This is a genomic window from Saccharopolyspora sp. 6V, from assembly GCF_020176785.1.
Taxonomy (GTDB): Bacteria; Actinomycetota; Actinomycetes; order Mycobacteriales; family Pseudonocardiaceae; genus Saccharopolyspora_C; species Saccharopolyspora_C gregorii.
The window spans coordinates 21,978-33,060 of the sequence record NZ_JAIUKB010000092.1 but is presented as its reverse complement, the minus strand read 5'-3'; the positions used below and the strand labels follow the sequence as shown (position 1 = coordinate 33,060).

The 11,083-nt window shown below is 71.6% G+C and carries 11 protein-coding genes; 5 read left to right on the top strand and 6 right to left on the bottom strand.

Annotated features, from left to right (window positions below; translation table 11 throughout):
• Positions 1-115 precede the first annotated feature (115 nt).
• Both bcp and LCD35_RS18285 read right to left on the bottom strand, forming a co-directional pair.
• Positions 116-589, bottom strand: coding sequence for a thioredoxin-dependent thiol peroxidase (gene bcp / locus LCD35_RS18290; protein ID WP_225044517.1), 474 nt, complete (start codon positions 587-589; stop codon positions 116-118).
• Positions 590-687: 98 nt separating this feature from the next.
• Positions 688-885 carry a hypothetical protein gene (locus tag LCD35_RS18285; RefSeq protein WP_224959038.1) on the bottom strand — a complete coding sequence of 66 codons (198 nt, stop codon included), beginning with the start codon at positions 883-885 and terminating at the stop codon, positions 688-690.
• Positions 886-1,040: 155 nt separating this feature from the next.
• Between LCD35_RS18285 and LCD35_RS18280 the strand changes: the two genes are divergently transcribed.
• The 3 genes from LCD35_RS18280 (at position 1,041) to LCD35_RS18270 (ending at position 4,150) form a co-directional block, all read left to right on the top strand.
• Positions 1,041-2,774, top strand: coding sequence for a pyruvate dehydrogenase (locus LCD35_RS18280; protein WP_225044516.1), 1,734 nt, complete (start codon positions 1,041-1,043; stop codon positions 2,772-2,774).
• Positions 2,775-3,109: 335 nt separating this feature from the next.
• The gene (locus LCD35_RS18275; RefSeq protein WP_224959036.1) at positions 3,110-3,958 is read left to right on the top strand and encodes a helix-turn-helix transcriptional regulator; all 849 of its coding nucleotides are present in this window, start codon (positions 3,110-3,112) and stop codon (positions 3,956-3,958) included.
• Positions 3,959-4,150 carry a DUF397 domain-containing protein gene (locus tag LCD35_RS18270; RefSeq protein ID WP_224959035.1) on the top strand — a complete coding sequence of 64 codons (192 nt, stop codon included), beginning with the start codon at positions 3,959-3,961 and terminating at the stop codon, positions 4,148-4,150.
• A 204-nt stretch (positions 4,151-4,354) separates the two neighbouring features.
• On the opposite strand, the gene LCD35_RS18265 is transcribed toward LCD35_RS18270, so the two are convergent.
• From LCD35_RS18265 to LCD35_RS18255, 3 genes are read right to left on the bottom strand one after another with little or no spacing between them, the layout of a single operon-like run.
• Positions 4,355-5,866, bottom strand: a complete 1,512-nt coding sequence (locus LCD35_RS18265; RefSeq protein ID WP_225044515.1) for a PH domain-containing protein — start codon at positions 5,864-5,866, stop codon at positions 4,355-4,357.
• Entirely contained in the window at positions 5,863-6,378 is a 516-nt protein-coding gene (locus tag LCD35_RS18260; RefSeq protein WP_225044514.1) for a PH domain-containing protein, read from the bottom strand. Before LCD35_RS18260 ends, LCD35_RS18265 begins: the two co-directional genes overlap by 4 nt.
• Positions 6,379-6,422: 44 nt before the next feature.
• Positions 6,423-7,916, bottom strand: a complete 1,494-nt coding sequence (locus tag LCD35_RS18255; protein ID WP_224959032.1) for a glycosyltransferase family 39 protein — start codon at positions 7,914-7,916, stop codon at positions 6,423-6,425.
• A 184-nt stretch (positions 7,917-8,100) separates the two neighbouring features.
• On the opposite strand from LCD35_RS18255, the gene LCD35_RS18250 reads away from it, so the two are divergent.
• Positions 8,101-9,348 carry a histidine kinase gene (locus tag LCD35_RS18250; protein ID WP_224959031.1) on the top strand — a complete coding sequence of 416 codons (1,248 nt, stop codon included), beginning with the start codon at positions 8,101-8,103 and terminating at the stop codon, positions 9,346-9,348.
• A 25-nt stretch (positions 9,349-9,373) separates the two neighbouring features.
• Positions 9,374-10,027 (top strand): response regulator transcription factor, encoded by a 654-nt coding sequence (locus LCD35_RS18245; RefSeq protein ID WP_225044513.1) that lies wholly within the window; start codon positions 9,374-9,376, stop codon positions 10,025-10,027.
• A gap of 82 nt (positions 10,028-10,109) precedes the next feature.
• On the opposite strand, the gene LCD35_RS18240 is transcribed toward LCD35_RS18245, so the two are convergent.
• The gene (locus LCD35_RS18240) at positions 10,110-11,060 is read right to left on the bottom strand and encodes a PLP-dependent cysteine synthase family protein (protein WP_224959029.1); all 951 of its coding nucleotides are present in this window, start codon (positions 11,058-11,060) and stop codon (positions 10,110-10,112) included.
• Positions 11,061-11,083: the final 23 nt, after the last annotated feature.

Sequence of the window (11,083 nt, the reverse complement as noted above, 5' to 3'; positions counted from 1 at the left end):
GTGAACGGACCGTTCGACCAACCAGATGGGACGAACGGTCCGTTCACCCATCGACGGTGGACGTGCGGGAGGGGCGGGTCCGAGCCGGAACCGCCCCTCCCGGTGGTGCGGGTCGTCAGACGCCGAGGTCCTTGCGGAGCCGGTCGACGTGGCCCGTGGCCTTGACGTTGTAGAGCGCCTTGTCGATCTTGCCGTCGGGGTCGACGACGAAGGTCGAGCGGATCACGCCCTGCACGACCTTGCCGTAGTTCTTCTTCTCCCCGAACGCGCCCCACGCGGCCATCACCGACTTGTCCACATCGGACAGCAACGGGAAGGTGAGGCCCTCGGCGTCGCGGAACTTCGCCAGCTTCTCCGGCTTGTCCGGCGAGATGCCGACCACGTCGAACCCGGCGTCGTCGAGCACCGCCAAGCTGTCCCGGAAGTCACACGCTTCCTTGGTGCAGCCGGGCGTGCCGGCCGCCGGGTAGAAGTAGACCACCAGGGAGCGGCCCCGGTAGTCGGCGAGCGCCACGGTCTTGCCGTCGGCGTCCGGCAGGGAGAATTCGGGTGCGGCGTCACCCGGTGCGAGTCGCTGCTGTTCGCTCATGCCTCGACGCTAGTCCACGCCGAACGCCCCGCTCGCCTGGGCGGCCACCGACCGCCCAGGCCACCGCGGTCGAGATCACCTCGGGCGGAACCCTCGACTCAGGGCAGTTGCGGCGCGGTCTCCGACACCGTCTGCGAGACGGTGTTCACCGACACCGCCTCCTCCTGATCATCAGCGGCGATGAACCCACCGAAGAACAGCCCGGCCAGAGCCGAAGCGGTCACGGACAGCGCGCAAACGGTGTAAAGGCGCAGGCTCACCGTTTTCCCTTTCCTGCAGGAGTTTTCGAGGAACACGTCGACATCGACTACCAAGTGATCGCCGGTCGGGGTGGAGACGTTACCGGGTTCCCCCGAACGGGGCGTGAACGCGGCGCTACCTCCTGGAGTTGCGGGGCTGCACCGCCCCGCGTAGACGGGAGACACCAGCACCCCACCTATCGGGAGAGCTCATGCCGACCGTGGCCGACCAGTTCATCGAAGTGCTCGTGCAAGCAGGCGTGCGACGGATCTACGGGATCGTCGGCGACAGCCTCAACCCGGTGGTGGACGCGGTTCGGCGCACCGACGGCATCGAATGGGTGCACGTGCGGCACGAGGAGGCGGCGGCGTTCGCCGCCAGCGCCGAGGCTCAGCTGACCGGGCGGCTCGCGGTGTGCGCGGGCAGTTGCGGGCCGGGAAACCTGCACCTGATCAACGGGCTGTACGACGCGCACCGCAGCGGCGCCCCGGTGCTCGCCCTGGCCTCGCACATCCCGTCGGAGCAGATCGGCACCGGCTTCTTCCAGGAGACGCATCCGGAGGAGTTGTTCAACGAGTGCAGCCACTTCTGCGAGCTGCTCTCCCAGCCGGAGCAGATGCCGCGGCTGCTGCGCAGCGCCATGCAGACCGCGGCGGGGCGGCGCGGTGTTTCGGTGCTGGTGCTGCCGGGGGACGTCGCGCACAAGTCGGCGGCGCGGTCGACGGGCACCGGCGCGGTCGATTCGGAGCCGCCGACGGTGGTGCCCTCCCCGACGCAGGTCGACCAGCTCGCCGAATCGCTGAACTCGGCGGAGCGGGTGATGTTGTTCTGCGGTGCCGGGACCCGTGGCGCGCACCAGGACGTGATGCAGCTGGCGAGCACCTTGCAGGCCCCGGTGGGTCACGCGCTGCGCGGCAAGGAGTGGATCCAGTACGACAACCCGTACGACGTGGGCATGAGCGGGCTGCTCGGCTACGGCGCCTGCCAGCAGGCGATGCAGAAGGCGGACCGGGTGGTGCTGCTGGGCACCGACTTCCCGTACGACAACTTCCTGCCGCAGGCCAACACGGTGCAGGTGGACATCGACCCGACGCACCTGGGCAGGCGCACCGTGCTCGACCTGGCGGTGCACGGCGACGTGCGCGAGACGATCCGCGCGGTGCTGCCGAAGCTGCGGCAGAAGACGGACCGCTCGTTCCTGGACCGGATGCTGCGCGAGCACGCCGACCAGCTGGAACAGGTCGTCGACTCGTACACCACGAACGTCGGCAACCAGGTGCCGATCCACCCGGAGTACGTGGCCGACGCGCTGGACGACCTGGCGGCCGAGGACGCGGTGTTCACCGTGGACACCGGGATGTGCAACGTGTGGGCGGCACGCTACGTGACGCCGAACGCGCACCGCCGGGTGCTGGGCTCGTTCGTGCACGGGTCGATGGCGAACGCGTTGCCACAGGCCATCGGCGCCCAGCTCGTCGACCGGCGCAGGCAGGTGATCGCGATGGCCGGCGACGGCGGGTTGTCCATGCTGATGGGCGAGCTGCTGACGCTGCGGACGCTCCAGCTGCCGGTGAAGGTGGTCGTGTTCAACAACTCCTCGCTGGGCATGGTGAAGCTGGAGATGCTGGTGGACGGGCTGCCGGACTTCGGCACCGACCACGATTCGATCGACTACGCCGGGATCGCCGCGGCGGCGGGCATTCACTCGGTGCGGGTGGAGCGGCCCGGTGAGGTGCGGGAGGCGCTGGAGGGGACGTTGGCCCGGCCGGGGCCGGCGCTCATCGACGTGGTGACCGACCCGAACGCGCTGTCGATCCCGCCGAAGATCACCGGTACGCAGGTGAAGGGCTTCGCGCTGGCGGTGAGCCGCACCATGCTCTCCGGCGGGGTGGGGAAGATGGTGCAGCTGGCGCGGAGCAACCTGCGCAACATCCCCCGTCCCTGAGCACGCGTCACTCGTCCCGGGAGGGGCCAGCCGGGTTTCCGGGAAATCGGTCGCTCTGCGTGAGTTTTCCCGCGTCGCGGCGGGATCGAGAGGCGCGGCGCGGCGAGCCGGTTGCCGCCGCATCCGCCCGGGACGGTGCCGCGGTCCCGATCCTCGGACCAGCACGCCGAGGTCGGGACCAGCTCCGCAGCGGGGAAAAGCACGCTCCGCCAGGTGTTCCGGCCGGTCCCGCACCGCCGCCCCCGGACTCGGTTCGTGCCGCCGGCGCCGGGAAAAGGATGTCGGTTGGGTGACGCGATGGTGACGCTCGGTTCGCAGGGTGGACACTGATCGCCATGACAGTGAGTCCCACGGTGCGCCGCCGCCGCCTCGCCGCGGAGCTGCGCAGGCTCCGAGGACTGGCGGAGGTCACCCAGCAGCAGGCGGCCACCCACCTCGGTTGCACCCAGGCGAAGATAGGCAGATTCGAGACGGCGAAGCGTTCTCCGTCGATCGGCGACGTCAGCGCGTTGCTGGACTTCTACGCCGTCAACGGTGCCGAACGCGAACAGTTGATCAACCTGGCTCGGGACGCCCGGAAGCGCGGCTGGTGGCATTCCTACAGCGATGTGCTTCCCGAGTGGTACGAGACCTACGTCGGGCTGGAGGCCGAGGCCTCGTCCATGCACACCTGGGAGTCGGAAGCGATCCCCGGCCTGCTCCAGACCGCCGAGTACGCGTACGCCATCACCAAGTCCACCTTGATCCGCGCGGACGAGCCGGAGATCAGCCGCCGCGTGGAGCTCCGGATGCAGCGCCAGGACCGGATCACCGGATCGCAGCCCCTGGACCTGTGGGCGGTGATCGGCGAGACGGCGCTGCGCCGCGGCGTGGGCGGTTCGGCGGTATTGCGCCGCCAATTGGAGCACTTGCTCGCTTTGGCGGAACTCCCGAACGTGACGTTGCAGGTCATGCCGTTGGACGCGGGCGCGCATCCGGCGCAGGCAGGGCCATTCGTCATCCTCCGCTACTCCAATCACGTGGATCCGGATGTCGTCTATCTGGAAACCCACGTGGGAGGACTTTATCTCGAACGGGATAACGAGCTGTCCAAATACGTGACGATGATGGACCATCTACGCGCACACGCGATCGACCCGGAAGGGTCCATTCAAGTGATTCACGAGCGCATAGGAGAGCTGTAGATGGAATACCTCACGGGTTGGCGGACCAGCACCCGGAGCACGCACCAGGGACAATGCGTGGAGGTCGGCTTCGGTGCCGCGCGCGTCGGCGTGCGTGACACGAAGGACCGGCCGGGTGGCTACTTCGTCGTCGATCCCGCGCGGTGGGCGGACTTCCTCGGAGGTCTCAAGCGCGGCACTTTCGACCGCTGACCCTCGCACCACCGCGTCCGGTGACCGCGCCGTCCCGGACGTGAGAACGAACCGAAGAACCGAGCGGGTCGCCGGATCCGCGCCCGCTCGGCTCCGATTCTCGAAGTCGGATTAATCCGACCGTCGGTCGCCACGTTTCCGCAGACCGAGGCGCCTTCCTGCTATTCCTTCGATCGCTGCGAAACGCATCTCACCCGAACGGTCCTACTCCTCGCGGGTATTAATCGGTGGCGCGGGTTCGAGGAATGGGGTGAGCAGGCCCGGTACCGCCTCTTCGGCCAGCAGCAGGCCGTTCCCCGCGCGCACGTCGGGGATCGTGCACCGGCCGGACCCGGCCGCCGTGGTGGCCACGACGTCCAGCAGCCCGGAGCGGCGCTGGAACACCGACTGCTCGAAGCGCCAGCCGATGATCCCGTCCCGGCGCAGCGCGACGGTCCGGCGCAGCCCGGTGCCGCGCCTGCCCACCAGGTAGGCGCCGTGCGGCCGGTGTCCGAGGTTGCGGTAGGCGTCGACGCCGAACGCGATCGCGAGCAACGCCACCGAGGGCACCACGGCCGCCGCCGGGGCGAAGGGAATCCAGCCGAGCACCGCCACCACCGCGGCCGCGGCGAACGGCAGCGCCACCAGCAGCCCCCACGTGATCCGCCGCCGCAGCGCGGCCCGCGGGTGCGCGGTGAAGCCGTCAGCGGGGAAGTTCTCCTCCCGCAGCACCTCGGCGGCGACCCGGCGGGCTTCGGCGCGCGGCGCGGGCGGCAGCAAGGTCTTCGCGTCCGGTTGCTTCCCGCCCTCGGCGTCGCTGAGCCCGGTGGCGATCGCGTTGGTGCGGGCCCCGCCGACCCAGCGCAGCAGCAGCGGCTCGGCCAGCTCCACCCCGCGCAACCGGCTCTCCTCCAGGGAGATCGACCGCTGGGTGAACAGCCCGCGGCGCACCCGGAGCGTCCCGGTGCTTTCGCGGGTGAGCGTGAACCCCCACCACAGCTCCACCGACAGCAGCAGCGAGCCGAGCACCCCGATCAGCACGACCGCCACCACGGGGGCGCCGATGGCCAGCCAGAGCGGGACCGCCCGGATCTCCTCCCCGACGAGCCGGTACACCCCGAACTTCGCCAGCAGTTCGGAGAACGAGCCGAACGCCGAGGCGATCGCGCCCCACACGGCGAGGATCAGCGACATCGTGGCGCCGGAGTACAGCAGCCACACCGGACGCAGCCGGGCCAGCTCCCCGTCCCGCGGCCCGTCCGACGCGTCGTCCGCGGCACCGTCCGCAGTGGACTCCCGGAGCAGCAGCGCCGCCCGGATCCGCTCCGCGTCGGACCGGGCCAGCGCGTCCAGCTTCAGCTCGCCGTCGCCCTGCGCCCCGGTGCCGATCTTCACCACGGACAACCCGAGCACCCGGTGCATCGGGTCGGCGGTGAGGTCGACGCTGCGGATGCGGTCCCGCGGTAGCGAGCGGTGGCTGCGGGACAGCACGCCCTTGCGCAGCTCCACCCGCTCCTCGCCGATCCGGTAGGAGCCGAACCACCAGTCCAGCCCGGTGGCCACCGCCAGCAGCGCCGCGCAGGCGGCCCAGATCCCCGCCATGACGACGACTCCGGCCGGTTTCGTCCCGGCCACGAGCATCACCGCGGCGGTGGGCACCAGCGGCAGCAGCGCCAGGACCACCGGCACCAGCACGACCCGGCCGTCGAGCCGCCGCCAGTCCACCGGCCCGCTCATGTCGCGTCCCCGGGCGCCGCCTGGGTGGTGGCGGTGAGCCGCTCGACGAGTTCGGCGGCGACCCGGTGGTCCAGCCCGTCGATGCGCAGCGGCCCGGCGGCCGATGCGGTGGTGACGGTGACGCTGGCGAGCCCGAACGCGCGTTGCAGCGGGCCGCGCACCGTGTCCACGGTCTGGATCCGGGACATCGGGGCCACGCGCCACTCCTGGCGCAACCAGCCGGCCGCGGTGTACACGGCGTCGTCGGTGTTCTCCCAGCGGTGCACCCGGTAGCGCCACTGCGGCATCACGACCAGGTAGGGGATGCCGAGCACGGCCACGACGGCCAGTCCGAGCAGCAGCCAGGGGCGGGCGGGGGCGATCAGCGCGGCGAGCACCGCGAGCACCACGGCCGGTGGGACGACGAGGATCGCGGCTTGGGCGGACCACCAGCCGACGGCTCGGCGCTCCACCCGGTGCCGGGGTGGCCGCAGGCGCACCTGCGCTGCGGGGTGTCTGTCTTCTGTGGACACGTCGTGGTCTCCGATTCGGTGGTGCGGCCCTGGTCGCGGCGGGCCTACTTCAAGCTCCGGACCTGCTCCCACAGCTGCGGCCACGGCTCCTGGCGGTCGGTGAGCAGCCACAGCGGGGTGCCGCCGCCGTCGATGCGGCGCACCGCCGCGAAGTGCGCCCGCCACGGTTCCGGGTCCTCGCCGACGAACAGCACGTCCCGCGCACCGTCGTCCGGCGTCCCGAAGTAGCCGTAGCCGCGATGCGCGCTGTGCGCCGGTGGCAGTCCGTACTCGTGGGTGTGCGCGTCGAGCATCGCAGCAAGGATGTAGCTCTCCCCCACCACCGCCGTGTGCTCCCGCTGCTGCGCGGGCAGCTGCCGGTACGCGGTGGCGACCTCTCCGGCCAGGGCCCGGTCCGCGGGCACCCCGAACGCGGTGGCCAGCATCGAGGACATCACCACGACGGCGCCCGCGGCGAGCACCGCCAGCGCACCGGCCGGCCACGCGAGCCACGCGGCGCCGCGCCGCCCGGCCGCGGCCCGCGCTTCCCGCCTGCGCTGGAAGGCGACCGCGCCGGCCGCGAGCAGCACGCCGTACATGCCGACGACGTAGTAGGGCCGCCCGCTGGTGGCGATGTAGAAGGCGTACTGCGCGAGGGCGGCGGCCGCGATGAACCGGTAGGGGCGGAACTCGGCGGCGGTGAGCATCCGCGCCACGCCGTAGAGGCAGAGCGGGACGCCGAGAACTCCCATGTACAGCACCATCGAAAGGGCCGCGCCGCTCCGGCCGCCGCTGAGGATCGGCGTCTCCGCCTGGACCACTTCGCTCATCGCCAGCTGCGGCCACCCGTGCGCCGCCTGCCAGATCAACGTCGGTGCCGCGATGACCAGTGCGATCCCGATGCACCCCCAGAACTTCGGGCGGCGCAGCAGGTCCCGCGGACCGAACACCAGCAGGCAGAGCAGCAGCGCCGCGCAGAGCACCGCGACGTGCACCTTCACCTGCATCGTGACCCCGATGACGCCGCCGAGGCCGAGCAGCAGCCGATCGTCGGCCCGCCCTTCCGCGTGCTGCCGGCACCAGCGCACCAGCAACAGGCACAGCAGCATCCACAGCGGCGCTTCCAGCGTGTACGGGGTGATCCAGTGCGCGACCAGCGAGGTCCACAGCCCCGTCGCGAACCCCAGCCCCGCGAGCACCTGGCTGCGCCGGTCGCCGCCGAACTCCCGCGCCAGCGACCCGGCGAGCAGCACGCCGCCTGCCGAGATCAGCACGGCGGGCAGGCGCAGCACGATCATGGAGCCGGGAGCGAGCCAGCCCATCGCACCGGCCAGCAGCGGCGCGAGCGGCGGCTGGTCGACGTAGCCCCAGTCCGGGTGGTACCGGCCCGCGGCCAGCATGTACACCTCGTCGATCCAGTACCCGCCGAACGCCCCCACCACGAGGTGGACCACCGCGAACGCGGCCGCGACGAGCAGCAGCGGACGGCGGGCGAACGCGGGCGGCCCCGCGGTGGTGGACGGTGGCCGCGCCGCGGTGGCGCGCACTTCGGTATGCATGGTCTCCCCCAGGAGGATTCGCGATCGAGGACCATTCCACTCCACCCGGGGCACCCGGCGCGACGGTTTTCGGTCGGTTCTCGCTGTGACGGAAGTCGTGCGCTGGTACGACTTTCGTAGGTTCGCGGCCGACGGCGGTGTGGATTCCGGCGGTTCGCCCCGGTTCCGCGGCTACGGTGTGGCTGTGCAACGCCCGCTGTGGCGACATCTCTGGGACACCCCGCGCGATGCGGTGTTCGACGTGGTGCTGGTCGCCGTCCTGTTCCCGCTCGGCCCGATCCTGGCCGTGTTCTTCCCGCCGGACGTGCCGCCGCAGGACTTCCGGTGGCTCGGCGGGGAATGGGTCGCGCAGGTGGTGCTGAACCTGTTCACGCTGGGCCTGCTGGTGCGGCGCCGCTACCCGGTGGTGCTGCTGGCCGTCGCGCTGGTGATGATGCTGGTGCACCTCGTCGCGGTGAGCACGGGGACCGGGGCGCTGTTCTCGATCAACCAGCACTCCGATCCGTGGATGCCCGGGGAACTGCCGTTCCTCACCTACGCGTTCGCCGCGTTCGAGACGCGGGCCCGGTGGCGCGCCGCCGGCTGGGTGCTGGTCGCCGCGGTGGTGTTCACGGCGCTGCGGCCGTGGACGAACCCGGACGGCGAGACGTTGAACAACGCGGTCTGGGTGACGGCGTTCCCGGCGCTGCTCGGACTGTGGACCGGCGCGCGGCGGCGGCTGGTGGCGGCGCTGCGGGACCGGGCGGAGCGAGCCGAACGCGAGCAGCACCTGCTGGCCGAGCAGGTGCGCACCGAGGAGCGGGCGAAGCTGGCCTCGGAGATGCACGACGTGGTCACGCACCGGGTGAGCCTGATGGTGCTGCAGGCGGGCGCGTTGGGGGTGACCGCGCAGGACGGGGCGACCCGGCGGGCCGCCGAGGAGCTGCGGGCCGGCGGCTGCCAGGCGCTGGACGAGCTGCGGGACTTCCTCGGCGTGCTGCGCTCCGGCGAGCAGCGGCCGGACGTGGTCGCCGAGTCGGCGCTGCCCGACCTGTCCGAGCTGGTCGCCGAGTCGGAGTCGGTGGGCGTCCCGGTGCGGCTCACCGAGCTCGGCGAGTCGACCGCGGTGTCCCCGGCGGTGGGCAGGACCGCCTACCGCGTGGTGCAGGAGGCGCTGACGAACGTGCACAAGCACGCTCCGGGCAGCGAGGTGCTGGTGCACGTGGAGTACGACGCGGACCGGGTGCGGCTGGCGGTGCGCAACACGCGCCCCGATCCCGCGGGCGGGGGCGAGCTCGCCGCCAGCGGTTCCGGGGCCGGGTTGCTGGGCCTGCGGCAGCGGGTGGAGCTGGTCGGCGGGACCTTCCGGTCCGGTCGAACCGGGGACGGGGGGTTCGAGGTCGGTGCCATACTCCCCGGGTACGTGCCCACGGCCGAAGCCGGATCGGGCTAGGCCCGCGGTGAACGGGGTTTCCGTGGTGAGCGAGACGGTCCGCGTCGTCGTGGTCGACGACGAGCCGATGGTGTGCGCGCACCTGCGCACGATCCTCGGCTCGGCACCGGACATCGAGGTCGTGGGCGACGCGCAGGACGGGGCCGCGGCGGTCGAGGCCGTGGTGCAGCACCGGCCGCACGTGGTGCTGATGGACCTGCGGATGCCGGGCGTGGACGGGTTGACCGCGACGGAACGCATCGCGCGGCTGCCCGAGGCGCCCGCGGTGGTGGTGCTGACGACGTTCGACGCGGACCAGCACGTGCTGCGGGCGCTGCGGGCCGGGGCGTCCGGTTTCCTGGTGAAGTCGACTCCGCCGGAGGATCTGATCGGCCTGGTGCGGGTGGCGGCGGACGGGCACACCGTGCTGTCCCCGCAGGCGGCGAAGCGCCTGGTGGCCGCGTCGGACGGGACCGGGAGGCAGCGCGCGCAGGAGGCGGTCCGCGAACTCACCGACCGGGAGCGGGAGGTGCTGGCGGGGATCGGCGACGGCCTGTCCAACGCGCAGATCGGCGAACGGCTCTTCCTGTCGGAGGCGACGGTGAAGGGCTACGTGTCCCGGACCTTGGTGAAGCTGGAGTGCGCGAACCGGGTGCAGGCCGGGTTGATCGCCCACGAAGCGGGCCTGACCGAACGCTGACCGCCGATCCGCAACGCACGCCCCCGGGAACGGCGGAAGGCCCACCCGAGGCGTGCTCGGATGGGCCTTCCGCTCGCCGGGCTCAGGCCCAGAGCTGTCCGTCGAGGCGCTGCGCGGCCTCGTCGAGGGTACCGCCGTAGGCACCGGTGGACAGGTACTTCCACCCGGCGTCGGCGACCACGAACACGATGTCCGCCGACTCCCCGGCGGCGGCGATCTTCTCGCCGATGGTGAGCGCCGCGTGCACCACGCCCCCGGTGGAGATCCCGGCGAAGATCCCCTCCGATTCCAGCAGCTGCCGAGTGCGCCGCAACGCGTCGTAGGAGCCGACGGAGAACCGCCGGGACAGCACGTCCGGGTCGTAGAGCTCCGGCACGAAGCCCTCGTCGAGGTTGCGCAGCCCGTACACGAGTTCGCCGTAGCGCGGTTCGGCGGCGACGATCTGCACGCCCGGCTTCTGCTCCCGCAGGTACCGGCCCACGCCGACGAGGGTGCCGGTGGTGCCCAGCCCCGCGACGAAGTGCGTGATGCCCGGCATGTCCCGCAGGATCTCCGGCCCGGTCCCCCGGTAGTGCGCGTCGGCGTTCGCGGAGTTGCCGTACTGGTAGAGCATCACCCAGTCCGGGTTCTGCTCGGCCAGTTCCTTGGCGACCGCGACGGCCTGGTTGGAGCCGCCCGCCGCGGGCGAGGACACGATGCGCGCGCCGAAGGCCTGCAGGATCTGCCTGCGCTCCTCGGAGGTGTTCTCCGGCATCACGCACACCAGGCCGTAGCCCTTGAGCTTCGCGGCCATCGCCAGCGAGATGCCGGTGTTGCCGGAGGTGGGCTCCAGGATGGTGCAGCCGGTGGTGAGCCTGCCTTCCTTCTCCGCCGCTTCGATCATGGACAGCGCCGCGCGGTCCTTGATCGAACCGGTCGGGTTCCGGTCTTCCAGCTTCGCCCAGAGCCGCACGTCAGCGGCGGGCGAGAGGTTCGGCAAGCCCACCAGCGGGGTGTCACCGAGCGCGTCGAGCAGCGAGTCGTAGCGGGCCACGACGAGCCTCCTGTCTCAGCGGC